A 26,901-nucleotide genomic window follows, 5' to 3' on the forward strand; every position below is an offset into this window, starting at 1 on the left:
GGAAAACAATGACGAAAATCTTCATTTTAGCATCAACACTCTCTTTATCTTTTTTTAGCGGTTTAAATATCGGTAATGCAGCAACGGAAAACTTCTCTCCAGCAGCAAACGCAATTGTACAAAATAACGATCATTTAGCAGAAGGCAACTCAAAAGATAATAATAAGCCACCAGGAAACAGTGGCTCTCAGGACGATAGTGGTTCTGGTGGCAATGGTTCTGATGGCAGTGGTTCTGGTGGCAATGGCTCCGGCGGCAACGGTTCTGATGGCAGTGGCTCTGGTGGCAACGGTTCTGGCGGCAACGGTTCTGGTGGTAACGGTTCTGGTGGCAACGGTTCTGGTGGCAACGGTTCTGATGGCAGTGGTTCTGGCGGCAACGGTTCTGGTGGCAACGGTTCTGATGGCAGTGGTTCTGGTGGCAATGGCTCCGGCGGCAATGGCTCTGGCGGCAACAGTTCCGGTGGTAACGGTTCTGGTGGCAATGGTTCTGGTGGTAACGGTTCTGATGGCAACGGTTCTGGCGGCAGTGGTTCTGGTGGCAATGGCTCCGGCGGCAACGGTTCTGATGGCAACGGTTCTGGTGGCAGTGGTTCTGGTGGCAATGGTTCTGGTGGCAATGGTTCTGGTGGCAATGGTTCTGGTGGTAACGGTTCTGGTGGTAACGGTTCTGGCGGCAATGGTTCTGGTGGTAACGGTTCTGGTGGTAACGGTTCTGGTGGTAGCGGTTCTGGCGGCAGTGGTTCTGGTGGCAATGGTTCTGGTGGTAACGGTTCTGGTGGTAACGGTTCTGGCGGCAATGCTTCTGGTGGCAACGGTTCTGGTGGTAACGGTTCTCAAGGTGGTAACCGTGTTAAAGGCGATAGCAGTTCTCAAGGTGGTAATGGCTCTCAAGGCGGCAACCGCGTTAAAAGCGATAGCAGTTCTCAAGGTGGCAACGGATCCCAAGGTGGTAATGTAAAAGATAATGTGAAAAAAGAAGGCGATAAGTTACCTAATACGGCAACGCATTATCCTGCATCTATTTTAATGGGACTTTCAACATTCCTAATCGGTATGTTACTATTTATTCGCCGTAAAAACGCAAAATAAAAACACATCCTTCCATCTAAAACATACATGAAACAAATTGCAAAACTAAAAAGGACTTTGGATTGCATTTTATTATGCAGCCCAAAGTCCTTTTTATCATCTATCAAAAAAGCATTAATACGCTTTTCCCCAATACACCATTTGTTTAGCTTCTTTACCACAACAAATACATTGGTCAGCTAAATGCTCTTGCTCAAAAGGCATACAGCGAGAAGATACTCCAACTTCTTCTTTTAGTTTCTCTTCACAAGCTAATTCTCCGCACCACATTGCCTTAATAAATCCTTGCTTTTCATCAGCTACTTTTTTCATCTCTTCGAAATTCGTCGCACTATACGTATTCTCATCGCGAAATACTTTTGCTTTATTAAATAAAGAATTATGAATTTCCTCAAGTAGTGCTGGAATACGTTTTTCTAATTGATCCATTGATATAAATTCTTTTTCTTTCGTATCTCTTCTAACAAGTACAACTTGATTCTTTTCAATATCTTTAGGACCAACTTCTAATCGAATTGGAATGCCCTTCATTTCATACTCATTAAATTTCCAGCCTGGTGTTTTATTACTAGCATCTATTTTTACTCGTGCAACCTTTTGAATATGTTCTTGTAACTCTGTTGCTTTCGCTAAAACTCCTTCTTTATGCTGAGCAATCGGCACAATAACAACTTGTACTGGTGCGACTTTAGGAGGCATTACAAGACCATTATTATCGCTATGAACCATAATAAGTCCACCTATCATTCTTGTTGATACACCCCAAGATGTTTGGTGTACATATTGCCACTTACCGTTGCGATCTAAAAATTTAATATCAAATGCTTCAGAGAAATTCGTTCCAAAGTTATGGGATGTTCCTGTTTGAAGTGCTTTCCCATCATGCATTAAACTTTCGATCGTATAAGTTGCCTTTGCTCCTGCAAACTTTTCTTTTTCTGTTTTTTGCCCTTTAATTACTGGTATTGCTAAGTAATCTTCACAGAAAGAAGCATATAGATTTAAAATATGTAACGTTTCAGCTTGCGATTCTTCTGCTGTTTCATGAATTGTATGACCCTCTTGCCATAAGAATTCCGTTGTACGAAGGAATGGTCTCGTTGTTTTCTCCCAACGAACTACTGAACACCACTGATTATATAGCTTTGGCAAATCATTATAGGATTGCACAATTTTTGAAAAATGCTCACAGAATAAAGTTTCAGATGTAGGCCGTATACAAAGTCTCTCCGCTAATTTTTCATCCCCGCCATGTGTCACCCATGCTACTTCAGGAGCAAATCCTTCTACATGATCCTTCTCTTTTTGCAATAAACTTTCTGGAATAAACATTGGCATATATACATTTTCATGACCAGTTGCTTTTAACTTTTCATCCATAACTTTCTGCATATTTTCCCATAAGGCATAACCGTACGGGCGTAGAATCATACATCCTTTTACACTTGAATAATCAACAAGTTCTGCTTTTTTTACAATATCTGTGTACCACTGTGCAAAATCCTCTTCCATCTTCGTAATCGCCTGTACTTGTTCTTTTGCCATAGTCAATCTTCCTCCTTTTGAAAATACAAAAAAGCCCGCGTCCCTAAATAGGGACCGAGCTTTGCCGGCGTTACCACCCTGATTCATGCACAAAAAATTGTGCATGCTCTCTTTTTGATAACGGGAAATTCCCGCTGCATATGCAGAACGCAAAGGTAGGTTCCATATCGCCTTTTTAAGAATCTTTCAGCCTGGCGGATTCTCTCTCTGCTAAAAAGGTTGAACATGTACTAGTCCTTTTTCATCGTTATAACGAAATAAATTTGTTGATTATCATAATACAAATTCTTTTTTAAAACAATAGCTAATTTTCTCATCTTTATATATTCTTTTCATTTTCTGCAGTTTTATACGTAGCTTTTTCGCGAGATTTTTACCAGTTGATGTGCAATCATACCGATAAGTGTACCAAGTAGAACGAAGAAACCAATAAATCCATATCCCATTCCTTCCCATCCACCAATCACCATCATTGTAACCGGAAAGGATGCTAAACACAGAAGTATTAAACTAAGTGCAAATATAATATCGAACTGTTTGTTTGGAAACCGTTTCTTTAGTAAATACGAAATAGCAAATACAAGGATAATCGTAATTCCGCCAATGATGTAAAAGATACTAAATCCATCTAGCCAATCCATAGTATTCCCTCCTTCCATTCATTCCCTTATACTTAATTATATGTTTAATTTTTCTGAAAATAAATAATAAATTTTTACCTAGAAATATATTTTTATTACTAGGTATTAATAGTAATATATAAGAATAGGTTTTATATAATCAGGAGGGAACTTTATGGATAAAGCATTAACAAATCACGTCATTATTTTATCTTTCGATTGCTTATCAGCTTTAGATTTTCCTATATTACAAAAACTCCCTAATTTTCAAACATTAATAAACAAGGGCGCGATGGCAAGAAAAGTGGAACCTATTTATCCTTCTGTAACATATCCAAGTCACTCAACAATCGTTACTGGAAACTACCCTAATAAACATGGCGTAGTTAGCAATACGTTACTTCAACCTGGACGCGAGTCACCAGATTGGCATTGGTACCGAAAATCCATTAAAGGAACAACGTTATACGATGAAGCACATAAAGCAAATTTAACGACAGCTGCCCTTCTATGGCCTGTTACCGGCAGAGCAAATATTGATTACAATTTACCTGAAATTTTTCCAAATAGACCGTGGCAAAATCAAATTTTAGTTTCATTATTTAGCGGTAGCCCGCTATATCAATTAGATTTGAATCAGCGTTTTGGTCATATAAGAAATGGCTTATCACAGCCTGAACTCGATGATTTCGTACTTGCTTCTGCTGTGCATACAATCCAGACGAAGAAGCCTAATGTCATGTTTGTACATTTCACCGATTTAGACACTCAAAGACACTATCACGGCTTTGAATCTAACGAAACAATAGCTGCTATCCATAGACATGATGAACGGCTAGGAAAAATTATTCAAGCTTTAAAAGACAGTGACCTATACGAAGAAAGTACAATTATCGCTCTCGGTGATCATAGCGCTTTAAGTGAAAACAAAGCCATTCAATTAAATGTACTATTTCATCAAAAAGGGCTTATATCTATAAATTCAAAAGGAAAATTAGTAGACTGGAAGGTCTATTGCCAAAGTTGCGACGGCTCTGCCTATGTATATGTGAAGGACAAAAATGATACGGATACAATTCGAAAAATACAACTACTACTTGAAGAGTTACTTCAAAATAAACAAAACGGTATTGAATTTATGCTTCATGATGAGGCTGCAAAAGACTGCGGTGCAGATGGTAATTGTTTATTTATGTTGGAAGCACAAGAAGGATATTATTTCACTGAAAACTATACAGGCGATTTTATAAAAGAAATTACTGAAAAAGATGTTACGCCTAGTAAAAAATATACATTTGGTACGCATGGATACTCTCCAACAAAACCTAACTATGAAACAATTTTTATCGCTGCTGGGAAAGGGATAAAAAGCGGCGTTACCATTCCGTATATGAGACTTATTGATGAAGGTCCAACTATCGCTAGACTACTCGGTTTACACTTAGGTGAAACAGACGGATCAATTGTAGAGGATTTACTTCAATTGTAAAGAACTGTGTATATATGTAAAATTTATGTAAAAATCATCACTGTTTCTCTTTTTATAATTTTTATTTTTGTACACTGTTAGTAGAACAAATTTAAGGGGGAACATTATATGAAAAAAATGTCCAGACAAGAAAAAAGCTGGATATTATACGATTGGGCGAATTCGGTATATTCGCTCGTCATTACCACTGCATTATTTCCAATTTACTTTAAAGCAGCTGCAAAAGAAGCCGGACTATCTGGTGCAACTTCAACGGCATATTGGGGATATGCGAACTCTTTCGCTACACTTTTAATTTCTATACTTGCTCCTATTCTCGGCACAGTTGCTGATTATAAAGGATTTAAAAAACGATTTTTCACATTCTTCTTTGGACTCGGTATCGTATTTACAAGTATGCTAGCAGTCGTCCCAACGTCTCAGTGGTACTTATTATTAGGCTGCTATATGCTCGCATTAGTCGGTTTTGCGGGAGCAAACATTTTTTATGATGCATTTTTAGTAGATGTTACCTCTAAAGATAGAATGGACCGAATTTCTACACGAGGCTTTGCATTAGGCTATATTGGGAGTACTATTCCTTTCATCGGTTGTATCGCTCTTATTATTCTTGCTCAAAAAGGCACTATCCCTTTATCAGTCGGCATTGCCAGTCAAATTTCATTCGCAATAACAGCTCTTTGGTGGGGATTATTTACAATTCCAATGCTAAAAAACGTAGAGCAAACGCACTATATTGAACGTCACCCTAGACCAATTGCAATGAGCTTCAAACGCCTTGCTGATACTTTTAAAAATATTAAAGAATATAAAACGGTCTTTATGTTCCTAATTGCTTACTTCTTCTACATTGACGGGGTCGATACAATTATTACTATGTCTACCGCTTACGGAACAGATCTCGGTATTAGTGCAACGAATCTATTAATCATCTTATTTGTCACACAAATTGTAGCTTGTCCATTCGCCTTATTATACGGAAAATTATCAGAAACATTTACAGGTAAAAAAATGCTATACGTCGGTATTATTATTTATATCATTATCTGCATATATGCTTATTTCTTAAAAACGACACTCGATTTCTGGATTTTAGCAATGTTAGTTGCCACTTCTCAAGGTGGTATTCAAGCACTTAGTCGTTCCTATTTTGCTAAACTAGTACCAAAAGAATCTGCAAATGAATTCTTCGGATTTTATAATATCTTTGGTAAATTCGCGGCAATTATGGGTCCAGTATTAGTCGGTGTTACAACGCAATTAACAGGAAAAACCAACGCTGGTGTCCTTAGTATTATTGTGCTGTTCGTTATCGGTGGATTCTTACTAACTAGAGTTCCCGAAAATGATACATCCGTTACACCACCTAGTCCAAAAACTAAAACGCTATAAGAAAAAGATCCTCTTCTCATGAGAAGAGGATCTTTTCTTTAGTTTTAGCGATAACGTCTTACAATTAAAAATTCTACAGCCGGCTTTACAACTATCGCAGCGCATAACGCAAACAAAAGCGGTATGTTATGAAAATCAATCCATTTATTAAAACCTACCGATGCGAAAAACAAACCAAAAATTAATACAACAAGTACATAATACGTAACATTTGCACTTGTTTTTAATACATGTTTTTCTACATCTTCTTTCTCCTCCGTTGCCCCTTCCACATTATGCGATGCCAAACTTTTAAACATATAATGTAATGTGATGCTACAAATAAATAGTGCATACCAGTTTACTTGAAGTTCAGTTAACCAATAATAAAGTGCAAACACTAACGTACTTATAGCTACTAATGCCGTAACTACAAGGCTTATTTTCTCTTTCCCCAACAACTACTCCCCCTACAACTTGTACAAAAATAGTTTATCAACAGTTGTTCCTAATACTTCAGCTAAACGGAATGCTAACGCTAAGCTTGGATCATATTTATTATTCTCAATTGCATTTATCGTCTGTCTAGAAACTTTACACTTATCAGCCAATGCACCTTGTGAAATATTGTTTTCAGTGCGTAATTCATAGATTTGATTTTTCACACCATTTCTCCTAACCTGTAAAATCGTTTTTACATCATCAGTATATAGTTGGGGCATGTCATTGTCAAAAGATTGCCACAAGAAAAGGGAGCAATTCTGCTCCCTTACAATAGCTATTTCGAGGCTAACGAATTTGTTAGTTCCTCTTTATTAGCGACATCTTCTTTATTTATTTGCATGCGTAGAACTGGTCCTATCGCAAATAAAATAAGTGACATTGCTATACAAAATACAGTAACTAGTGAGGTCATCTCCTTCAATCCTCCAGCTAGTGAAGTTCCGATTAACATCGCCCCCATAAACAGTGGCAAAATTGTTCCATTTACTCTTCCAACCATATTTTCTGGTACAAGTTGAATCATAAGCGTACCGACAACGATATTAACACAAGCTAAACAAATACCTGTGCCAAATCTCATAAAACTAGTAATCCAAAATGATGTAGATAGCCCTTCTACTAAAAATGACATCGCTAATATGCTCATACCGAATACAAACATCTTTTTCGGATTCACTTTTGAAGCGAAAACTGCAGCAACAATACCACCAATTAACATACCTATTCCATCAGCTGCGGCTAAATATTGAACTGCTTCTTTTTCCATTCCAAGCCGTTCTATTACAAGAAACACTTCTAATGGATTCGTTAGTCCAACAGCTAAGCCCATAATGGTGAAAGTGATCGTAATCATACGTAAATTTTTCGTATGAAGAACGTATTTCCACCCTTCTTTTATATCATTTTTTAATGAATCTCTCGCCACTTGCTCTTGTTCCACCCATTTTGGTAAAAACGAAAGAGCAATAGCAGATAACAAAAATAAAATGATTAAGCTATATAGTGACGTAAATAAACCAAGTTGTGTGTACACAAGCGATCCTACTACTGGCCCAAAAATCAGAAATAATGACTGTAACGTTTGGTTAAATGCAATCGCATTTGCTACCTGCTCTTCTTTTACGTAGCGCTTAAATATACGCGAAGATGATGGCTGAGAAAACTGACCTACAATCGCGGAAATGAGTGTTGCAAAAAATATAGCCTGCCAATAATCTAACTTTAACAACAAGACAATTCCTATAATAGACAGTACGCTTAATGCGTCTCCAGCAACCATCGTTCTTTTCGGATTCCAGCGATCAGCTAGTGCACCACCGATAAACGAGAAAATAAAAATAGGTGCATATTCCATAACCGATAACAACGAAACTGAAACTGGATCATTATTCGTTCGCTCCATTATGAAATATAAAAGAGCCATATTTCTAATCCAAATTGCAAATTGTTGTAAAATATCAGATGCCATAACGAGCATAAATGCTCGGTTTTTAAATAAAGCGTTCATTTTCATTCCCCTTTCATAAACCGACCGTTCGGTCTAATTTATTTTGTAAGAAAAGCAACTGACCTATTATTCAGCTGCCATTCCTTTTAACAATACATCTATTGCCTTTTTATAAATACGTTGCAGTTCTTTATAATCTAACTCGTAGTAAAGTACTCCAAGCCCTGATAATAATCCATTCACAATATACATAAGATCGCGCGTATTATCTTCACGAAACTCTCCAGACTGTATGCCTGCTCCAATTAGTTTCTCAAACATAACATATGATTCTCTAGTTAAAGCCAATAGTTCATCCAAAATCTCTTTACTTACAACTTGGCTCATAGAGAATTCCTCTATTGCATTTGAAATTGGTTGCTGTATGTCCTCGACATGATATTCCGCGAGGCCATATAGTTTTTCAGTATTCGTACTATACAACTTCTCTTTTTCATTCCATTTTTCAAGCCAATCATACGTATGCTGTTTTACTACAAATAAAAATAATTCTTCTTTACTTTTAAAGTGATAATAAATGCTTCCTTTACTTCGCTCTGTAATTTCACAAATCTCTTCCATAGATGTAGCTGCATAGCCCTTCTGTGAAAACAGACTTTCTGCTTTATATGCAATTTCTTTCTTTATCTCTTCTGCACTTCTTCTCATATTTACACCTCTTTAAACCGACCGTTCAGTCTAATAATAACAAATTAAAAACCTCTATTACAAGAGGCTATATTCCTTATTTAAGAAAACGTACTTTCAAACCACGTTCGAATCATATGTATTATTCCAATTTTAAATCCTAATTTAATAAGAAATACGCCTCCTGCAGCTAATAAAAATAACACTACTTTCCCCTTATTTTTCACTTTCGGTTCCCTTTTCATTTCTATTCCCCTTAGTACGTTAAAAATATTAATCAAACGTTTGTTTAACTGTTGTTATGCATATGTAAGCCAACTAATCAAACGTTTGTTTAAAAAGAAATACGCCTATATAAGGCGCATTTTCATCAATCACCGCCACCTCCGCCACCATCGCAGCTGCCTCCGCTATCTCCACCGAAAGATCCTCCACAATCATGTGAACCTCCATGCGAGCTATCATTATCAGATCCAGCAAAGAAAAATAATGGTGATGAGTTGTTAGATGAATTATGAATGTTATTTTGTTTCGTAAGATTTACCTTCTTTTTGTTCGATCGAACTGCTGTTACAATTGTTCCAACTACAACAAATAATAGTATGACAATAATAAATTCCATATAAAAACCTCCCTTAATCTTCGAATAATTGAATGGTTCTTTCTAGATTTTCAAGTGAAATAAAGCGTGATTCACGAAGGATCTCTTTTCCATTATAAAATAATAAAACTGTTGGTCCTGTAAATACTGCATATCGCCCCGCGATCTCTTGCATGCCTTGTAGTAATATTTCTACTTTCTCTACGTAATCATAATTCTCTAATACGCAATTTACTTTTCTTAGCATAACATCACAAACACCACAATTTTCCGTTTTAATAAACAGCAGTACTAATTGTTGTCCTTCAATATATGTCGCTAATTCTTCTATCGTTTCAAATGTATTCATCTTATCCCTCTTAGCGTAATTTAAGAAATACTTTACCCCGCATAACGGGGCAGTAAGACTCTCACCTCAAAATCCAGCTGAGGCAAAGAAGTTAGGTGAGAGGTCAACTGCCCGTAAATGCCCGATTGGTTCAACTAATAATCAGTGGAGGATGAACCTCCCCACTGATTAAAGTTTCACTTTATCCTGATACATACGAAAAGCTGAATTATCTTTAATCTTTCTCTTTTCCATTACCTGCTGAAAACGCAGCGTTTTTGCTGTTAACTCTTCTTGTAATTCTTTTTTCTCTACTTCATCATAACAGCACGCAATTAAGTCTTCTATTTTTAATATATCTTTTTGTAGTTCCATTTCTGGTGGAATCATACCCGCATTTTTTAAGATTTTGTAACTCATTCTAAGTTCTGGAGGTACCATTGAAAGGTCTTCTAATTGTAGTGGTTTTCCTTTTCCCGGAATATGATCAAGGTCTCCATTCCGTATTGCTTGTCGAATTTTTTCTTCAGCAATGTTCAAAAAGACATCCACACCATTCGCTCCTTTACATATTTTTACTATTATTTTACATGATATTTTCTCATCTTGCTACGCTTTTACAAATTGACTTTATACAATTTTTTCTCAAATTTAATTACAAGGAGCCTTTTCCTCCCTAATCAATATTTTATTTTCATGTGTAGTCTGTGTTAGAGCCATTTCATATTGAGAAAATCTTTCCGAATCAAATAAAGCGTTTACACTAAATCTTACATTTGCTACGATTTAATCACCCCCAGCTCCCTTGTATAGACTTCGTGATGTCTTATCATTTTTATCCCGCTTTAATGGGCAGTAAGACCCCCACCTCAAAATTTAGCGAAAGCAAAGAAGTTAGGTGGGGGATCAACTGCCCATAAAAGTCCGATTGGTTCAACTAATAATCAGTGGGGGATGAAGCCCCCCCCACTGATTAAAGTTTCACTTTATCTAGACGTTTCATACGTCTAGATTCACTTTGGTTTATTGGCGCATGCCTTTAAATATATCTTTTATTTTGAAAGGAGAAATGACTATGAGCTCAAAAAAATTCACACTGCTATTACTATCTCTACTACTCTTCTTACCTCTTTTTCTCACAAACTTTATTACTCCAAATGTTGCATTAGCAGATTCACCAAAGCAAGGTCAAAAAATTGTTGGGTATTTTCCTTCATGGGGCATTTACGGACGTAATTATCAAGTTGCAGACATTGATGCATCAAAGCTAACTCATTTAAACTATGCTTTCGCTGATATTTGCTGGAATGGAAAACATGGAAACCCTTCTACTCACCCCGATAATCCAAATAAACAAACGTGGAACTGTAAAGAGTCTGGTGTACCACTGCAAAATAAAGAGGTTCCTAATGGCACTCTCGTACTCGGTGAACCATGGGCTGATGTCACAAAATCTTATCCGGGATCAGGTACTACTTGGGAAGATTGTGATAAATACGCCCGTTGTGGAAATTTCGGAGAACTGAAACGATTAAAAGCTAAGTATCCTCACTTAAAAACAATTATTTCCGTTGGTGGCTGGACTTGGTCTAACCGTTTTTCTGATATGGCCGCTGATGAAAAAACAAGAAAAGTATTCGCTGAATCTACAGTAGCTTTTCTTCGCGAATATGGATTTGACGGCGTTGATTTAGACTGGGAATACCCGGGTGTTGAAACGATTCCTGGTGGTAGTTATCGTCCTGAAGATAAACAAAACTTCACCCTACTCCTTCAAGATGTTCGAAATGCATTAACGAAAGCTACTGCAGAAGATGGGAAACAATATTTACTAACAATCGCGTCAGGTGCAAGCCAACGTTATGCGGATCATACAGAGCTAAAGAAAACCTCTCAAATACTGGATTGGATTAATATTATGACATATGATTTCCACGGTGGCTGGGAAGCTACTTCTAACCATAATGCAGCACTATACAAAGATCCAAATGACCCAGCGGCGGATACGAAATTTTACGTAGATGGTGCGATAGACATTTATACAAATGAAGGGGTTCCAGCGGATAAACTCGTATTAGGTGTACCTTTTTACGGACGTGGATGGAAAAGTTGCGGAAAAGAAAATAATGGGCAATACCAACCTTGTAAACCAGGTAGTGACGGAAAGCTCGCTTCTAAAGGTACTTGGGATGATTATTCTACCGGTGACACAGGTGTGTACGATTATGGTGATTTAGCAGCTAATTATGTTAATAAAAATGGTTTTGTTCGCCACTGGAACGATGTAGCGAAAGTACCTTATTTATATAATGCGACTACAGGCACGTTTATTAGCTATGATGACAACGAATCTATGAAATATAAAACAGACTATATAAAGACAAAGGGTTTAAGTGGCGCACTGTTTTGGGAAATAAGCGGGGATTGCCGTACAAGTCCAAAATATAGTTGTAGTGGGCCAAAATTACTTGATACGCTAGTAAAAGAATTACTTGGTGGACCTATTACTCAAAAAGATACTGAACCACCAACAAACGTAAAAAATATTGCTGTTACAAATAAAAATTCAAACTTAGTTCAATTAAACTGGATTGCATCTACTGATAACGTAGGAGTTAATGAGTATGAAATTACTGCCGGAGAAGAGAAATGGAGTACAACAACAAATAGTATTACAATTAAAAACTTAAAACCTAATACAGAATACACCTTTTCAGTATTAGCAAAGGATGCTGCTGGGAATAAATCACAGCCTACTTCCATTCTTGTAAAAACAGATGAAGCTAACACAACACCTCCTGGTGGAAATAGCAATGCTACCTTTTCAGTCACTTCAAATTGGGGAAGTGGTTACAACTTCTCGATTGTAATTAAAAATAGCGGAACGACCCCTATTAAAAACTGGAAATTAGAATTTGATTATAACGGCAATTTAACACAAGTTTGGGATTCTAAAATTAGTAGTAAAATAAATAATCATTACGTAATTACGAATGCAGGATGGAATGGTGAAATTCTTCCTGGTGGATCGATTACAATCGGAGGAGCAGGAACAGGCACTCCCGCCGAACTTGTAAATGCATCCATTAGCGAAAACTAAGCGTAACCTCCATTAATTATTTCACTAAAGTTTGAATTTAGGTTTGAGTGCTCTATCCTAAATTCAAACTTTTAATTTTATGAAAAATCACAAATCGATATTACAATAACCTATTATAATCATATTTAGTTTCTAATATGAAGTTCATGTGAAGTTCATCTGAATTTTACATGAATTTCCTTTAAGTTCTATTGTCTTCCTATACTAATCACATTATCCTTTACATATAGGAATTATTTTTATTCCATTTCAAACTATCTATATATATAAAGAAAGATAGTCGCCTGTTAGGGAAAGGCATCTAAATATAAACATAACATAAGAAAAAGCACGCTTATAAGCGCACCATAAGAGTGCTTCTTCATACAATTCTCATGTAAGAGTTCTCGAAAATCATGTTAATCACAAAGAAAAGGCATTAGCTTATACAAGCTAATGCCTTTTCTTTATTCATATCGTTCAGCATCCCATTCTTCTATATTCCATACTTTTGTTATCCATGCTTCATAGAAAGACGGCTCATGTGAGACAAGTAAAACTGTTCCTTTATATTGTTGTAATCCTTCCTGCAAAGATTTCTTTGTTTCTATATCCAAATGATTAGTCGGTTCATCTAAAATTAAAACATTGCTTTTCGTTACGATAAGTTCACATAAACGTACTTTCGTTTGTTCCCCGCCGCTTAATAAACGAATAGGTTTTAATACATGTTCTTCTTTCAATCCACACTTTGCTAATGCTTGGCGTACTTCTTTCTTTGTCATATCTGGTCGTTCTGCCCAAACTTTTTCTAATGGTGTTGTTTCTAAAGCAAACTCTTCCTGCGCAAAATAAGCAGGATTTACTCGTTCTCCAACAGAAATTGAACCGCTTAGCGGCTTTATTTGACCTAATAACGTTTTTAACATTGTCGTTTTTCCAATTCCATTATGACCAACAATCGCTATCTTTTCTCCTTTTTTCACTTGCAAATTCAATTCTGGACATAACGGAGAACTATATCCTATCCTTAGTTTTTCAGCCTGTAATATGCGACTAACTGGCTCCTCATAAACATTGAAATCAAAACGGGATCGAGGTACATGATTAACCTTTTCAATCCTTTGCATTTTCTCCAATACTTTCTCTCGACTTTTGGCCTGTTTCGCTTTTCGAATTTTATTTTTTTGAATAAATGTTTCTAACTGAGCAATTTCTTTTTGTTGTTTCGCATGCGCCGATTGTAATTGTTTCCTTTGCAATTGATAACTTTGCACAAATTTTTCATAACTTCCTACGTACCGCTTCACTTTCCGTTCTTCTAGATGATAAATAACATTTGTAATACTGTTCAAAAATACTTCGTTATGTGAAATGATCACATAAGCTTTTTCATACAGTCTCAAATACGATTGCAACCATTCTATATGGGCTGTATCTAAATAGTTTGTTGGCTCATCTAGCAATAAAACATCAGCTTTTTCTAAAAGGAGCTTCCCAAGTAATAACTTTGTTCGCTGTCCTCCACTTAACTGTGAAACATCCTTTTTAAGCCCGATTTCAAATAAACCTAAACCGATTGCTACTTCTTCAATTTCTGTATGAATTTGATAGAAATTAGAACTTTCCAATATAGTTTGTAATTCTCCATACTTTACTAACAGTCGTTCTATTTCTCCTGCTCCATTCATTTCTTCAGCAATTTTTAACATTTCACATTCAACCGCATACAAATTAGAAAATGCACTTTGTAAGTATCCCTCAATTGTTATTCCTTCTTGTAAATCCATATGCTGCTGTAAAAAACCTATCTTCACATGTGGAAACCATTCAATGTTTCCGTCATCATGTATAAGTTCTCCTGTTAAAATCCTTAACAATGTTGATTTTCCAATTCCATTTTTCCCAACTAACCCAACATGCTCGCCCTTTAATAGTCGAAAACACGCATTATATAAAATGGTTTTCTCACCATACGAATGACTTACATTTTCTACTGTTAATATACTCATTTTTTTCTCTCCTCTACTTATAGTTCATAAGCTAAATAGAGAGAGCAACAGTATAAAGCCTTATTTAATTGTATATATAAAAAATGGGTAAGGTGAATACACCTTACCCATTACATATTATAGTAAAAAAGGATTAAGGTTCTTTACCTGCTGTCTTCAATTTAGCTTAATCGTTAAAAATGGGCAGACTTCTCCCGCATCAAGCTAAAACCATTTGAAGAACAGTTGATAAAGTCATTTTATCCTTTCACTCCTTTAACATTTGTTATATTAAGAGTATAAACTACTCTGTTATATTCTATTCTCTATTTTTTCTTTTGTTCCTTCTCCGCTTTTTCATTTTCTGCGTAAATTTCTTTATACATCTTTTCTAATGCATATGGACTTGTAAAGATGAGCGTTAACGATTTCCAAATATAAATTCTTCTTTGTAGTTCTACCCCATACTCTTTACTAACCATATTTTTCACTTCTGGAATATGTTCTTCGTTTTGAAATTGTTGTACAGATTTCAATTCCTTCGTCTTAAAATCCGTTAAAAGGCCTATTACAGTTCGTCCATGTTCCTGCGACCTTTCTTCTAAATCAAACTGAATGGAATGAACAAAACCTAAAACATGAAAGATTTGAGCATGCAACCCGACAGCAGCACGCTGTTCCATTAAGTTGTAGCACTCTCGTTTTAACTCTTCTACCATTTCTAAAGAATTTCTATTAACTTTTCTTTTGCCAACAAACATAATTTTTACAATATGAGCGACTGCTCCCATACTTTTTAATACACTCTCTAAAACTTCTACCGCATCTTCCACATAACCATTTGAAATTATAGAATGAATAAATTCATCTAATACCACTTGAAACTTTTTAATTAAATGTAAATCGCGTAATTCTGGAACATCTTCTCTCAATTGATTCCGGCCTTGAACCCACTTTAAAACTTCTGACATCTCTTCTTCTTTTAATTCATGATGTTCCATACCATACTTCATTAATAAAATATGATTTTTTAATAAGGACTTTCCTTCTTCAAGATTGTCCGGCGTTAATGAATCAACTATTTTCTCTATAGATTTCATCTTTCTCCCCCTATATAAAAAAGCCTCTTAACAGTAATTATACCAAAAACTGTTAAAAGACTTTTTCTATTTTTTCATATAAGGAGCTAATACTCTCAGAATTTCTTCCTTATCCTTCTTTAACTCAAGTGATGTTAACATATCCATCGTTCTCGGTCTAGGTAATTTCACTTGTACCTCACCAACTATTGAGGCTGGTCTTTGAGATAAAATAAATACGCGATCTGAAAGCAAGATTGCCTCATCTAGGTCGTGTGTAACCATAACGATTGTTTGCTTCTCTTGGTGCCAAGAGTTTAAAAGCCAGCTATGTACTTCCATTTTTGTAAAGGCATCTAATTTTCCAAAAGGCTCATCAAGTAGCATAATTGGCTTTTCACATAAATATGTGCGCAAAAAACTAATTCTTTGACGCATACCACCAGACAATTCATCTGGATAATGGTCTGCATATTCATCTAGTTCAAATTGCTTTAATGCTTCCATTCCCTCTGTCAGCCTTTGTTTTTTCGGTTTCCCTTCGATTTCCAATGGAAGAACTATATTTTGCAAAGCTGATCGCCAAGGTAATAATAAATCTTGTTGCGGCATATAACTTACAACATCTTGCTCTTGTACGTGCCTATCCTTATACGTTACATTCCCACTTGTTGGGCTTTCAACATTTGCAATCATATTTAATAATGTGCTTTTCCCGCAACCACTCGGTCCTACAAAGGAAACGAACTCTCCCTCTCGTATAGAAGCACTAATATTTGCCAATACATTCTTTCCATCAAAAGCTTTTACAATCTCTTTTATTTGTAATCCACTCATTTTTCACTTGGAAGGAACTCATTTGTAAAGGCATCTTTCACATCAATTTTCTTCTTAATAACTTTGTTATCATATAAGAAATTCATGTAATTCGTCCAAACTTCTTCCTTCTGTACTCCCCACGCTTTTGCATCATCTTGATACTTCGTACTTAACCATTTTTGACTTTCTTGTACTAATTCTTTATTCACATCTGGAACTGCTTTAATTAAAATATCAGCAGCTTCTTTCGGTTCTTTAATTGCAAAATTATAACCTTCTGTCGTTGCACTCATAAACTTTTTCACAAAGTCTTTATCTTGCTTCGTATGTTTTTCACTCGTAATAATAACAGGGCTATAGAAATCAAGCGCTGGGTCTAAGTCTTTCACCATAATCGTATTTAACTCTTTTCCTTGGCGCTTCGCTTCAATTCCATCCCATCCGTAATATATCCATTCAAAGTCTGCATCACGACCGATTGATTTAAAGAAATCTGTTTGTCCTAAGATGATTTTTTCAACTTTATTAAAATCAGCTTGATGCTTCTCCATGATTGTCTTCAGCGTTGCTTCTTCTGCTGGTCCTCCCCAGCCTCCGTAACGTTTACCTTCAAAATCTTTCGGTGAAGTCATGTTATCTTTCTTAAGCGATGCAAAAGCTGAAGTGTTATGCTGAATAATCGCTCCGACAGATACAACAGGAATACCTTCTACACGAGCCAACGTTACATTTTCTTGTGCGCTTATTGCGAAGTCAGCTTTTCCGGAAGCTATCATTTGCTCCGCTGTCACATTATCACCAGGCTGAATAATTTCTACATCTAAGCCTTGCTTTTTATAATAATCTTTCGTTTGCGCTACATATAAGCCAGTATGATTCGTATTTGGAAACCAATCTAATACTACTTTTACTTTTTGATCTTTACTTGCACTTTCTTCTTTCTTCGCCGGATTACATCCAGCCACACCTACTGCTAATAAGGCAGCCAACATAACTTTTAAACCTTTTTTCATTTCCTGCCGTCCTTTCTATATATCCATGGTGCTGTTATTCTTGCCATAAACTCCACGATAAAATACAGACATAGTGTCACCATAACAATAATTGCTGCCACACCAAATACTCGGGCTGTTAAAAAGGATTTTGTAGCTCTCGTAAGCATAACTCCTAATCCTTCACTGGCACCGAGCCATTCCCCAATAATCGCTCCCATTACGCTATATGTAACTGCAATTTTTAAACCTGAGAAAAAGTATGGAAGCACTGCTGGAAACTTTACTTTCTGGTAAACTTGCCATTTCGTTGCCTTCATCGTTTGCAACAACTTCAACATATTTTTATCTACTGTTTGAAAACCTTCTAAAATGCTAAGCGCAATCGGGAAGAAACAAACGAGTATTACTACCATTACTTTCGGTAGCATTCCATATCCAAACCAAATAATAAATAACGGTGCAAGTACAACGATTGGAATTGTTTGCGAAATAACAAGCAACGGATTTATTAAAATACGAAATAAAGGGATAACGTCCATAATAATTGCAATACTTGTCCCAATTAAAATTGCAAAGAATAGTCCAATTAAAACCTCTTGCAGTGTTTGCATCGTATTCGGTAATAGTAAATCTTTCATTCCAATTAATTCTTGAACAATGGCAGAAGGCTTCGGTAAAATCCACGGTTCAATTTTAAATAATGAAACAGATCCTTCCCATATCGCTATGAGAAGGATAAGCCAAATTGTTGTAATTATTTTAGATTGCTTCTGGTTTTGCATATTCATCACGGTACTTCCAAACCTTTTCATCTATCGTTACACCAGTGCTTGGACGATAATGGATTTTAATAGAAGTAATCACTTCTTCTGCTCCAGCATCTACACAAGCTTGTTGCGCACGTTTAATGACATCAAGAAGTACATCTAATTCTCCTTCCAGCGTTGTTTCCATTGCTCCTACTTCATAACGAACTCCCGATTGTTGTACAACTTCAATTGCTTTATCAACAACAGAATATACATCTTTTGTTTTTGCTTGTGGTACTACTGAAAATGACATTGTAACTTGTTGTGACATAGTAAAATCCCCCTTATAAAATTAAAATTTTAAAACAAGAAAAGGCTTTCCTACTGCGTAGGAAAGCCTTGTATGCAAGTTATTATAGAATAACATATGCTACATCACTTTAAGTAACTCCCTACGCTGGCATTATCCAGATCAGGTGGAGGGTCGATGTTTATTTACATCCTCTCAGCCAATTGGCTCCCCGGTCCTTAATTCGTTTTCATTGTAGCATGATTTATTTTATTGAACAAACAAAAGCATGTATAATCATTTCATTTAACTTTTAAATTCCCCAATTAACTCTTGTAACTCCTGTGAAAGCCATCTTAAAGAACTCGCTAATTCGGCAATATCTTGTACAGACATTTCCTGTTCTTTCATACTCGTTTCAATATTACTACTACTATTCGCATACATATTTGCGATATGTGATAGTTCATTTACGACACGAACAATATTTTGGCTATTTTGCAATATATCACTTGAATTGCTAAAAACAGCTCTAACTTGATTTGTAACAGATTGTGCTGATTTTGAATTTTTTTCAAAGAAAGCACCACTACTTTGAACAAATTCAATTCCAGATTCTACTTCTTTTGAAGCTTTTTGTATTGAAACAATAGCTTCTTTCGTTTCAGCTTGTGTTTCCCCTATTAATTTTGCTATATCTTTTGCTGATGCTTCCGTCTGCTCTGCTAATTTACTCACTTCATCAGCAACAACAGCAAATCCCTTTCCGGTTGCTTCAGCACGTGAAGCTTCAATAGAAGCATGTAACGCTAACGAATTAGTTTGATTTGAAATACCTGTAATTACAGTTACTATATCACTAATTTCTTTTGATTTTGTTTCCAAAGAATACATAATAGAAGATAAATCTTGTACTGCATTTTGTATTATAATCATTTGATTCATCGTCTTTTCAATAACACCATTTCCTTTTACTGAATGATGCTCCATACCTTCAGACTCTTTCGCCATTTGTTCTGCAGCATTTTTTATCTCTTCCATCTTATCTTCCATTTCATATACAATACCTAAATACTGTGGTACTGACGTTTCTTGTGACTGAGCGCTAGCTCTTAACTCAACCATAGAACTTACAATTTCTTGAACCGCCATACTATTCTCTTTCGTACTCACTGACAATTCTTGTGAAGATGAGGAAACCTGTTCTGCTGTCTGCTTCACTTTATCTACAATTCCTTTAAACTTCTCGATGGTATTATTAAAATACGAATTAATAATACCAATATCATCTGGTCTTTCCTCTAACTTAATACTTAAATCACCTTCACCGACTTTGCGTAATCCTTCACGTAAATCTCGCAATGGAGCAAGTGCGTTACGCACAATTAAGAATTGAATAACAGTTGCAATTAAAACAGAAATACAAATAAACATTAAACCTTGTATAATGAATTTTTCCTTTGTAATAGGAACAATCGAAGCATCTACATCGGCTGCAACAATTGCCACAATATTTCCGTCTCCATCTTTAATTGGCTCTAATATCGTTACCCATGACCCTAATAGATCTTCATATACTACTGTCATGTTTGCTTTTTTCGTGCTCATTACTTTATCATATGCTTTCATCCAAAGATCTGGTTGTTTATAATATTCTCCCGGCCTTACTTCAACAACATTTGCTAAACCTGTAGACAAATCAATGATTTGTAGCTCACCTTTTTCATTTTCTTTTGCTCCAACAATATACGTTTGTCCAACACTATTCAATTCTTCCGTTGCTTCATCTAATTTCTCTGTTAACTTCTCTCTCTTTTCTCTTTGTGCCACTGGGTCTTTTGTAACATCTCTCACTATTTGTTCGTCTAATTTATGTAATACCGTATCTCCTGTTTCAAAAGAATGCCTTTCAAATATAGACATCATACTATTTTGAAACATGTTAAAACTTAACGCTCCCATAGTACCAACAAGCGTCAAAATAACTAACACAGTTAACAATACATTTTTTTGAAGAAATGATAGCTTATGCCAATATTTTCTCATTAACATCACCTTTCTTAATTAACTTACTATAAAGTAACGCTATTAAAATATACACCTTATTAATAAACGATAACGGTTCTCATTTTTTTATAAACAAAAAAAAGACCAATGAAAAGAGCATTGGTCAAGACCAACCCTATCCGTCCGGTAACTGGCTAGCATAACCTTTCGGCCTTAGCTCCTGTAGTTTTGCGTCCTAATGTTTCCATCAGTTTGCCTTTCTCGCTGAACGAGTTGAACGATATGGGAGTTCTATGAGAATTAAATTATTCTCTATCAAAGATTACAACATAAAAATTAAAATGTCTACCTATTTAGAGATGCAAATGTAAAGTTTCAATGCATTATTTTTTCGAAATAATTTAACAAAGTTCGTGAATGTTACATTTCTTGTGTTATATAATAAAAAATGTATATAACACAAGGATTATTTTGAGTATTTGTTTTAATTTTCGTTCAAATTAAATTATTCAAATATATCTTAACTAATGAATTTCGGAGGTAGTTTATCATGTTTTGGCTACAATTTCTTACGTTACTACTCTGCATTTTTATTGGCGCACGCCTAGGCGGAGTTGGGCTAGGAGTAATGGGTGGCGTTGGTATGGCAATACTTGTTTTCGTCTTCCACTTACAACCTACAGCTCCTCCTATTGATGTAATGCTTATGATTTTAGCAGTAATTACAGCTGCCGGTGCACTGCAAGCTGCTGGAGGAATGGACTACCTTGTTCATCTGGCTGAGAAAGCATTGCGAAAAAATCCAAAGCGCATTACATTCTTTGCTCCAATTGTTACTTATTTATTTACACTGTGCGCAGGAACTGGTCACGTTGCTTATTCTGTACTTCCTGTTATCGCAGAAGTCTCTCGCGAATCTGGGATTAGACCGGAACGACCAATGTCAATTGCCGTAATCGCTTCCCAACAAGCAATTACAGCTAGCCCTATATCAGCTGCGACAGTTGCACTTTTAGCAATGCTAGCTGACTATAAAATCACTTTATTAGATATTTTAAAAGTAAGTATTCCTTCTACCTTCATCGCTTGTATGGTAGCTGCATTTGTTGCTAGCAAAATGGGGAAAGAATTAAATGAAGACCCTGAATACTTGAAACGTTTAAAAGAAGGAATGATTCCTAAAATTGAAGAGAAGAAAGAATTTGTTGGTTTAAAAGGCGCTAAACTATCCGTTATCCTTTTCTTAGTAGGAACTTTCCTTGTCGTACTTCTCGGTTCATTTGAAGCACTTCGTCCAGGATGGGTGGTTGACGGGAAGTTAGTTCGTCTTTCCATGCCAAACACAATTGAAATGGTTATGTTAACTATCGCAGCTCTTATTATTATTTTCTGCAAACCAAATGTAGAAAGCATCGTGTCTGGTAACGTCTTTAAAGCGGGGGCAACAGCAGTTGTTGCTATTTTCGGTATCGCTTGGATGGGAGATACTTTCTTTAACGGAAACTTAAATATGATTCAAGGATCAATTCAGCACCTAGTAACAAGTGCACCATGGCTATTTGCCATCGCATTATTCATTCTATCTATTTTACTATATAGCCAAGCAGCAACAGTACGTGCTTTAATGCCTCTTGGATTATCACTCGGTATTCCACCAGCACTACTAATCGCAATGTTCCCTGCAGTAAATGGATATTTCTTCATTCCAAACTATGGAACGATCGTTGCTGCCATTAACTTTGATCGCACTGGTACAACAGGCATTGGTAAATATGTTTTAAATCATAGCTTTATGATTCCAGGCCTAATCGCAACATTCACTTCTATCGGAATTGGAATGCTCTTAATATCAATTATGTTTTAAAGAAAAAGCACAAACCTACAATTTTAAAGGGTTTGTGCTTTTTTAATCAAACGTTTGTTTAAATATTTTTAACCGTCCATTATGTTTTTTACTATTTTTGTGAAGTTCCCTTTTCCTACAAACTCCTATTTACTTCCTCTACTAGCTTCTTCGTACTTTCATACGGAGATTCAGCTAAACTAATCGCGGAAATAACAGAAACACCGTCCGCACCGGCTTCTATAACCGAAGCGGTATTTTCAATTGTAATCCCACCAATCCCAACGATTGGTATTATAATTTCTTGTTCTCTAAAATGAGCTAAACCTTTCGTTCCTTGCACTGCTTTCGTATCTTTTTTCGTACTCGTTGGGAAAATAGGGCCAACACCTAAATAATCAGCTCCGTTTTCAATTGCCCAGCGTGCTTCTTCAATTGTATGGGTAGATACACCAACAATTTTATCTCCCATTTTTTCACGAACAGAAGTAATTCCTTCATCATCTTGTCCAACATGCACGCCATCTGCATCTAACTCGAGAGCTAGTTCCACATCATCATTTACGATGAATGGTACACCGTACTCCTTACAGACTGCTTGTATTTCTTTCGCGAAACAAATACGTTTCTCTCCCGTTAAAGCGCCTCCCCCCTTTTCACGAAATTGAAAAATTGTTATACCGCCTTCAAGTGCATCTCTCAATACTTGTAGTGGCTCCTTCGCACAATTGTTACTTCCCATAATAAAATATACTGATAATAATCTAGACATTTCAGCCTTTGTAATACGCGACATCTAGTTCCCCTCCTTACTATATAAGCTCAATCTTCCCATACTTCTCAATATCATCTGAAGTTGTATTTGCTAACTGATTTAAAAATTCAATTTGGAAACTACCAGGTCCCTTTTCCACTGTCTTAACAGCTGCCAGTTCCGCAGCTACACCATAAAACGTTAATGCCGCTACTGCTGCCTTTACATAATCCTTTTCTACTGCTACAAATGCTCCTATTACAGAAGTTAGTAAACAACCAGTTCCCGTAACCTTCGTTAAAATAGAGTGACCATTTCGAATAAGAATCGCTCGCTCTCCATCTGTAACAACATCTTCTTTTCCAGTAATCACCGCTACTGTATTTAATTCATCCGCTGCCTGCCTTGCAATACTTACGACATTGCCATTTCCAGCACCGACGTCTACCCCTTTAATTTCCCAGCTCTCATTAATAACGTTTGCTATTTCAGCTGCATTTCCGCGAATAATCGCTAAATCAATTTCAGCCGGAATATGTCTCGCAACTTCTGTTCGATACGATGTTGCTCCTGCACCAACTGGATCAAACAGTACTGGTACATTGTTCACATTTGCTGATTTACCCGCAAGTAACATCGCTTCTACTTCTTCAGGACGAAGTGTCCCCATATTTAATACTAACGCTCCAGCAATGCTAGCCATTTCTGCTACTTCTTCTTTTGCATACGCCATTACAGGCGATGCCCCTAACGCTAACAAACCGTTAGCTGTAAAGTTTGTTACAACAACATTTGTAATATTATGAACGAGCGGATTAGATTCTCTCACCAAATCCACTACTTTACTAATTTCTTTCATATTCATCCTTCTCATCCCCTAACTATTGTGATGGGAGATACACAAAAGGGCACTTTGCGCGTACGCAAAGTGCCTGAACATGTGCTTTTACACTCTCCCTACGCTGGCATTATCCAACAGGTTCAAATGGTCAATGACGGATTAGTCATACTCTCAGTTTGCATCCACAAACTCCCATGTGTTTAGTATTCATCTACTTCAAAGTCTACTCTTATTCTACTAAAATAACAAGTTCTTTACTTTTCTATTTAATTATAGAAGAAACTGATAAAACAATAAGCATAATAAATAAGGATCTATTTTTCATAGTCTCATCATATTGCATATTATGTTCTGTCGCTATCATTTGATTTCAAACAGATTTTGTTCACTCCACAAAAAACCGATCAAACATGGAGCGAAACTGAATCTCAAGAAGATGTATGCTATAGTTAACGTATGGAAATTTGAAAGGATGTTTTTAATATGTCAAAAAGCGTTATAATCGCTGAAAAGCCTTCTGTTGCACGTGATATCGCTCGCGTACTGAAGTGCGATAAAAAGGGAAACGGCTACCTTGAAGGTAGTAAATATATTGTAACTTGGGCTTTAGGTCACCTTGTTACATTAGCAGATCCAGAAAGCTATGATGTGAAATATAAAAAGTGGAATTTAGAAGATTTACCGATGCTACCTGAGCGTTTGAAATTAACAGTTATTAAACAAACTGGGAAACAATTTAATGCTGTAAAAAGTCAGCTACTTAGAAAAGATGTAAATGAAATTATTGTAGCGACAGATGCTGGACGTGAAGGCGAATTAGTCGCACGTTGGATTATCGATAAAGTTAAAATACAGAAGCCTATTAAGCGTTTATGGATTTCATCTGTTACTGATAAAGCAATTAAAGATGGTTTTGCAAATTTAAAACCAGGTAAAGCATATGACAATTTATACGCTTCAGCAGTTGCACGTTCAGAGGCTGACTGGTATATCGGCCTTAATGCGACTCGAGCATTAACTACTCGCTTTAATGCCCAGCTGAATTGCGGCCGCGTGCAAACACCTACTGTCGCTATGATCGCTAATCGTGAAGATGAAATAAAGAACTTCAAAGCTCAAACTTACTACGGCATCGAAGCACAAACAACGAATCAGTTAAAACTAACTTGGCAAGATGCAAATGGTAATAGCCGCAGTTTTAATAAAGAAAAAATTGATGGTATTGTAAAAGGTTTAGATAAACATAATGCTACTGTTGTGGAAATTGATAAAAAACAGAAGAAGTCATTCTCTCCTGGTCTTTACGATTTAACTGAATTACAACGTGATGCAAATAAAAAGTTCGGTTACTCTGCGAAAGAAACGTTAAACATTATGCAGAAATTGTATGAGCAACATAAAGTGCTAACGTACCCTCGTACAGATTCACGCTATATTTCATCTGATATCGTTGGAACACTTCCAGAACGTCTAAAAGCATGTGGCGTTGGAGAGTACCGTCCTTTAGCACATAAAGTATTACAAAAGCCTATCAAGTCTAATAAGTCATTTGTTGATGATAGTAAAGTAAGTGATCATCACGCAATTATTCCGACAGAAGGATACGTTAACTTCTCGGCCTTCACAGATAAAGAACGTAAAATTTATGATTTAGTTGTAAAACGTTTCTTAGCTGTTTTATTCCCGGCCTTTGAATATGAACAACTAACGTTACGCACAAAAGTTGGCAATGAAACGTTCATCGCACGTGGAAAAACTATTCTACATGCCGGTTGGAAAGAAGTATATGAAAATCGCTTTGAAGATGATGATATAACTGATGACGTAAAAGAACAACTTCTACCTCACATTGAAAAAGGCGATACATTAACTGTAAAGTTAATTATGCAAACATCAGGTCAAACAAAAGCACCTGCACGATTTAACGAAGCGACTTTACTTTCAGCAATGGAAAATCCTACAAAATATATGGATACGCAAAACAAACAACTTGCTGACACGTTAAAATCAACTGGTGGATTAGGTACTGTAGCGACACGAGCTGATATTATCGACAAGCTATTCAATTCATTCTTACTTGAAAAACGTGGTAAAGATATTCACATTACTTCAAAAGGCCGTCAGTTACTTGATTTAGTTCCAGAAGAGTTAAAATCACCTACACTAACTGGTGAATGGGAACAAAAGCTTGAAGCAATTGCGAAGGGTAAACTGAAAAAAGAAGTATTCATTTCAGAAATGAAGAACTATACGAAAGAAATTGTTTCTGAAATTAAATCAAGTGATAAAAAATATAAACATGACAACATTTCAACGAAGTCTTGTCCAGACTGTGGTAAACCAATGCTGGAGGTAAACGGCAAAAAAGGAAAAATGCTCGTTTGCCAAGACCGTGAATGTGGTCATCGTAAAAATGTATCTCGTACAACAAACGCTCGTTGCCCACAATGTAAGAAGAAGTTAGAATTACGTGGTGAAGGTGCCGGACAAATTTTCGCATGTAAATGTGGCTATCGCGAGAAACTTTCTACATTCCAAGAGAGACGTAAAAAAGAATCCGGCAGCAAAGCTGATAAACGTGACGTCCAAAAATATATGAAACAACAGAACAAAGAGGAAGAACCATTAAATAATCCATTCGCAGAAGCATTAAAGAAATTAAAATTTGATTAAATAAAAAGGTTCCTACCTCTATTGCAGTGACCCCTGTCAAGTAGACAGTATTAAAAAAGCGCAACTAAGCAACCTGAGTTCTATATTTATATGGACTCA

The 26,901-nt window shown here is 36.2% G+C and carries 25 protein-coding genes, 3 riboswitches and 1 other annotated feature; of the genes, 6 read left to right on the forward strand and 19 right to left on the reverse strand.

Translation table 11 applies throughout. The features are described from left to right. Positions 1–8: 8 nt before the first annotated feature. Positions 9–1,091, forward strand: coding sequence for a cell wall anchor protein (locus AC3WTA_RS26055; protein ID WP_492333076.1), 1,083 nt, complete (start codon positions 9–11; stop codon positions 1,089–1,091). 114 nt (positions 1,092–1,205) lie between these two features. Here AC3WTA_RS26055 and proS read toward each other — a convergent pair whose 3' ends face one another. Together proS and AC3WTA_RS26065 are read right to left on the reverse strand one after the other, a co-directional pair. Next, positions 1,206–2,636, reverse strand: a complete 1,431-nt coding sequence (gene proS / locus AC3WTA_RS26060; protein WP_001040946.1) for a proline--tRNA ligase — start codon at positions 2,634–2,636, stop codon at positions 1,206–1,208. Positions 2,637–2,682: 46 nt separating this feature from the next. Then, positions 2,683–2,890 (reverse strand) — a binding site (T-box leader). Between the two features lie 93 nt (positions 2,891–2,983). After that, positions 2,984–3,277, reverse strand: a complete 294-nt coding sequence (locus AC3WTA_RS26065; RefSeq protein ID WP_000383868.1) for a YesK-like family protein — start codon at positions 3,275–3,277, stop codon at positions 2,984–2,986. Positions 3,278–3,431: 154 nt separating this feature from the next. Here AC3WTA_RS26065 and AC3WTA_RS26070 point away from each other — a divergent pair, with 154 nt between their 5' ends. Both AC3WTA_RS26070 and AC3WTA_RS26075 read left to right on the forward strand, forming a co-directional pair. Continuing rightward, positions 3,432–4,745: an alkaline phosphatase family protein gene (locus AC3WTA_RS26070; RefSeq protein WP_000356427.1), complete on the forward strand. Its 1,314-nt coding sequence runs from the start codon at positions 3,432–3,434 to the stop codon at positions 4,743–4,745. Positions 4,746–4,853: 108 nt separating this feature from the next. Continuing rightward, on the forward strand, positions 4,854–6,137 hold the full coding sequence (locus AC3WTA_RS26075; protein WP_000738835.1) for an MFS transporter: 1,284 nt from the start codon (positions 4,854–4,856) through the stop codon (positions 6,135–6,137). 44 nt (positions 6,138–6,181) lie between these two features. Here AC3WTA_RS26075 and AC3WTA_RS26080 read toward each other — a convergent pair whose 3' ends face one another. The 8 genes from AC3WTA_RS26080 to AC3WTA_RS26115 form a co-directional block, all read right to left on the reverse strand. Next, positions 6,182–6,574, reverse strand: a complete 393-nt coding sequence (locus AC3WTA_RS26080) for a hypothetical protein (protein ID WP_000514016.1) — start codon at positions 6,572–6,574, stop codon at positions 6,182–6,184. 12 nt (positions 6,575–6,586) lie between these two features. Then, positions 6,587–6,838: a helix-turn-helix transcriptional regulator gene (locus tag AC3WTA_RS26085; protein ID WP_002070345.1), complete on the reverse strand. Its 252-nt coding sequence runs from the start codon at positions 6,836–6,838 to the stop codon at positions 6,587–6,589. A 56-nt stretch (positions 6,839–6,894) separates the two neighbouring features. Continuing rightward, positions 6,895–8,127, reverse strand: a complete 1,233-nt coding sequence (locus AC3WTA_RS26090) for an MFS transporter (protein ID WP_000992541.1) — start codon at positions 8,125–8,127, stop codon at positions 6,895–6,897. Between the two features lie 66 nt (positions 8,128–8,193). Further along, positions 8,194–8,775 carry a TetR/AcrR family transcriptional regulator gene (locus tag AC3WTA_RS26095; RefSeq protein ID WP_001254438.1) on the reverse strand — a complete coding sequence of 194 codons (582 nt, stop codon included), beginning with the start codon at positions 8,773–8,775 and terminating at the stop codon, positions 8,194–8,196. Between the two features lie 80 nt (positions 8,776–8,855). Continuing rightward, positions 8,856–8,999: a hypothetical protein gene (locus AC3WTA_RS26100; RefSeq protein ID WP_000817980.1), complete on the reverse strand. Its 144-nt coding sequence runs from the start codon at positions 8,997–8,999 to the stop codon at positions 8,856–8,858. A 125-nt stretch (positions 9,000–9,124) separates the two neighbouring features. After that, entirely contained in the window at positions 9,125–9,376 is a 252-nt protein-coding gene (locus tag AC3WTA_RS26105; RefSeq protein WP_000394367.1) for a hypothetical protein, read from the reverse strand. Between the two features lie 13 nt (positions 9,377–9,389). Next, complete coding sequence (locus AC3WTA_RS26110; RefSeq protein ID WP_001091217.1) at positions 9,390–9,704, reverse strand: thioredoxin family protein; 315 nt, start codon at positions 9,702–9,704, stop codon at positions 9,390–9,392. Positions 9,705–9,872: 168 nt separating this feature from the next. Beyond that, complete coding sequence (locus tag AC3WTA_RS26115; protein ID WP_000382357.1) at positions 9,873–10,235, reverse strand: DnaJ family domain-containing protein; 363 nt, start codon at positions 10,233–10,235, stop codon at positions 9,873–9,875. Positions 10,236–10,758: 523 nt separating this feature from the next. Between AC3WTA_RS26115 and AC3WTA_RS26120 the strand changes: the two genes are divergently transcribed. Further along, on the forward strand, positions 10,759–12,783 hold the full coding sequence (locus AC3WTA_RS26120; protein WP_492333077.1) for a glycosyl hydrolase family 18 protein: 2,025 nt from the start codon (positions 10,759–10,761) through the stop codon (positions 12,781–12,783). A gap of 446 nt (positions 12,784–13,229) precedes the next feature. Here AC3WTA_RS26120 and AC3WTA_RS26125 read toward each other — a convergent pair whose 3' ends face one another. The 7 genes from AC3WTA_RS26125 to AC3WTA_RS26155 form a co-directional block, all read right to left on the reverse strand. Then, positions 13,230–14,774 (reverse strand): ABC-F family ATP-binding cassette domain-containing protein, encoded by a 1,545-nt coding sequence (locus AC3WTA_RS26125; RefSeq protein ID WP_000025963.1) that lies wholly within the window; start codon positions 14,772–14,774, stop codon positions 13,230–13,232. Positions 14,775–15,079: 305 nt separating this feature from the next. Then, complete coding sequence (locus tag AC3WTA_RS26130; RefSeq protein ID WP_000835390.1) at positions 15,080–15,853, reverse strand: hypothetical protein; 774 nt, start codon at positions 15,851–15,853, stop codon at positions 15,080–15,082. Positions 15,854–15,919: 66 nt separating this feature from the next. Further along, a complete protein-coding gene (locus AC3WTA_RS26135; RefSeq protein WP_000016075.1) occupies positions 15,920–16,669 on the reverse strand; it encodes an ABC transporter ATP-binding protein in 750 nt (249 codons plus the stop codon). Further along, a complete protein-coding gene (locus tag AC3WTA_RS26140) occupies positions 16,666–17,664 on the reverse strand; it encodes an ABC transporter substrate-binding protein (protein ID WP_000715558.1) in 999 nt (332 codons plus the stop codon). The genes AC3WTA_RS26135 and AC3WTA_RS26140 overlap by 4 nt, the downstream gene beginning before the upstream one ends. Beyond that, positions 17,661–18,434 (reverse strand): ABC transporter permease, encoded by a 774-nt coding sequence (locus tag AC3WTA_RS26145; protein ID WP_001057159.1) that lies wholly within the window; start codon positions 18,432–18,434, stop codon positions 17,661–17,663. Before AC3WTA_RS26145 ends, AC3WTA_RS26140 begins: the two co-directional genes overlap by 4 nt. Beyond that, on the reverse strand, positions 18,406–18,726 hold the full coding sequence (locus AC3WTA_RS26150) for an MTH1187 family thiamine-binding protein (RefSeq protein ID WP_000082904.1): 321 nt from the start codon (positions 18,724–18,726) through the stop codon (positions 18,406–18,408). The genes AC3WTA_RS26145 and AC3WTA_RS26150 overlap by 29 nt, the downstream gene beginning before the upstream one ends. A gap of 101 nt (positions 18,727–18,827) precedes the next feature. Then, a riboswitch (TPP riboswitch) is annotated at positions 18,828–18,929 on the reverse strand. A 61-nt stretch (positions 18,930–18,990) separates the two neighbouring features. Continuing rightward, a complete protein-coding gene (locus tag AC3WTA_RS26155) occupies positions 18,991–20,730 on the reverse strand; it encodes a methyl-accepting chemotaxis protein (protein ID WP_001234176.1) in 1,740 nt (579 codons plus the stop codon). Between the two features lie 143 nt (positions 20,731–20,873). Beyond that, positions 20,874–20,958: riboswitch (cyclic di-GMP riboswitch) on the reverse strand. Positions 20,959–21,241: 283 nt separating this feature from the next. Here AC3WTA_RS26155 and AC3WTA_RS26160 point away from each other — a divergent pair. Further along, positions 21,242–22,555 (forward strand): anaerobic C4-dicarboxylate transporter family protein, encoded by a 1,314-nt coding sequence (locus AC3WTA_RS26160; protein ID WP_000498714.1) that lies wholly within the window; start codon positions 21,242–21,244, stop codon positions 22,553–22,555. A gap of 115 nt (positions 22,556–22,670) precedes the next feature. On the opposite strand, the gene thiE is transcribed toward AC3WTA_RS26160, so the two are convergent. Beyond that, on the reverse strand, positions 22,671–23,330 hold the full coding sequence (gene thiE / locus AC3WTA_RS26165) for a thiamine phosphate synthase (protein ID WP_000087091.1): 660 nt from the start codon (positions 23,328–23,330) through the stop codon (positions 22,671–22,673). Positions 23,331–23,346: 16 nt separating this feature from the next. Further along, a complete protein-coding gene (thiM, locus tag AC3WTA_RS26170; protein ID WP_001056109.1) occupies positions 23,347–24,153 on the reverse strand; it encodes a hydroxyethylthiazole kinase in 807 nt (268 codons plus the stop codon). A 72-nt stretch (positions 24,154–24,225) separates the two neighbouring features. After that, positions 24,226–24,335: riboswitch (TPP riboswitch) on the reverse strand. Between the two features lie 277 nt (positions 24,336–24,612). Between thiM and topB the strand changes: the two genes are divergently transcribed. Further along, complete coding sequence (topB, locus tag AC3WTA_RS26175; protein ID WP_000047265.1) at positions 24,613–26,802, forward strand: DNA topoisomerase III; 2,190 nt, start codon at positions 24,613–24,615, stop codon at positions 26,800–26,802. The last annotated feature ends 99 nt before the right edge of the window (positions 26,803–26,901 follow it).

Source organism: Bacillus sp. EB106-07-01-XG149 (assembly GCF_058791555.1).

Excerpts from the sequence above, each read along its gene's own strand:
- AC3WTA_RS26125 (WP_000025963.1), bottom strand. The coding sequence starts at position 14,774 with ATGAGTATATTAACAGTAGAAAATGTAAGTCATTCGTATGGTGAGAAA.
- AC3WTA_RS26075 (WP_000738835.1), top strand. The coding sequence starts at position 4,854 with ATGAAAAAAATGTCCAGACAAGAAAAAAGCTGGATATTATACGATTGG.
- AC3WTA_RS26160 (WP_000498714.1), top strand. The coding sequence starts at position 21,242 with ATGTTTTGGCTACAATTTCTTACGTTACTACTCTGCATTTTTATTGGC.
- topB (WP_000047265.1), top strand. The coding sequence starts at position 24,613 with ATGTCAAAAAGCGTTATAATCGCTGAAAAGCCTTCTGTTGCACGTGAT.
- AC3WTA_RS26110 (WP_001091217.1), bottom strand. The coding sequence starts at position 9,704 with ATGAATACATTTGAAACGATAGAAGAATTAGCGACATATATTGAAGGA.
- AC3WTA_RS26150 (WP_000082904.1), bottom strand. The coding sequence starts at position 18,726 with ATGTCACAACAAGTTACAATGTCATTTTCAGTAGTACCACAAGCAAAA.
- AC3WTA_RS26155 (WP_001234176.1), bottom strand. The coding sequence starts at position 20,730 with ATGAGAAAATATTGGCATAAGCTATCATTTCTTCAAAAAAATGTATTG.
- proS (WP_001040946.1), bottom strand. The coding sequence starts at position 2,636 with ATGGCAAAAGAACAAGTACAGGCGATTACGAAGATGGAAGAGGATTTT.
- AC3WTA_RS26140 (WP_000715558.1), bottom strand. The coding sequence starts at position 17,664 with ATGAAAAAAGGTTTAAAAGTTATGTTGGCTGCCTTATTAGCAGTAGGT.
- AC3WTA_RS26135 (WP_000016075.1), bottom strand. The coding sequence starts at position 16,669 with ATGAGTGGATTACAAATAAAAGAGATTGTAAAAGCTTTTGATGGAAAG.
- AC3WTA_RS26145 (WP_001057159.1), bottom strand. The coding sequence starts at position 18,434 with ATGAATATGCAAAACCAGAAGCAATCTAAAATAATTACAACAATTTGG.
- AC3WTA_RS26095 (WP_001254438.1), bottom strand. The coding sequence starts at position 8,775 with ATGAGAAGAAGTGCAGAAGAGATAAAGAAAGAAATTGCATATAAAGCA.
- AC3WTA_RS26065 (WP_000383868.1), bottom strand. The coding sequence starts at position 3,277 with ATGGATTGGCTAGATGGATTTAGTATCTTTTACATCATTGGCGGAATT.
- AC3WTA_RS26100 (WP_000817980.1), bottom strand. The coding sequence starts at position 8,999 with ATGAAAAGGGAACCGAAAGTGAAAAATAAGGGGAAAGTAGTGTTATTT.
- AC3WTA_RS26055 (WP_492333076.1), top strand. The coding sequence starts at position 9 with ATGACGAAAATCTTCATTTTAGCATCAACACTCTCTTTATCTTTTTTT.
- AC3WTA_RS26130 (WP_000835390.1), bottom strand. The coding sequence starts at position 15,853 with ATGAAATCTATAGAGAAAATAGTTGATTCATTAACGCCGGACAATCTT.
- AC3WTA_RS26090 (WP_000992541.1), bottom strand. The coding sequence starts at position 8,127 with ATGAACGCTTTATTTAAAAACCGAGCATTTATGCTCGTTATGGCATCT.
- thiM (WP_001056109.1), bottom strand. The coding sequence starts at position 24,153 with ATGAATATGAAAGAAATTAGTAAAGTAGTGGATTTGGTGAGAGAATCT.
- AC3WTA_RS26105 (WP_000394367.1), bottom strand. The coding sequence starts at position 9,376 with ATGGAATTTATTATTGTCATACTATTATTTGTTGTAGTTGGAACAATT.
- AC3WTA_RS26120 (WP_492333077.1), top strand. The coding sequence starts at position 10,759 with ATGAGCTCAAAAAAATTCACACTGCTATTACTATCTCTACTACTCTTC.
- AC3WTA_RS26085 (WP_002070345.1), bottom strand. The coding sequence starts at position 6,838 with ATGCCCCAACTATATACTGATGATGTAAAAACGATTTTACAGGTTAGG.
- AC3WTA_RS26070 (WP_000356427.1), top strand. The coding sequence starts at position 3,432 with ATGGATAAAGCATTAACAAATCACGTCATTATTTTATCTTTCGATTGC.
- thiE (WP_000087091.1), bottom strand. The coding sequence starts at position 23,330 with ATGTCGCGTATTACAAAGGCTGAAATGTCTAGATTATTATCAGTATAT.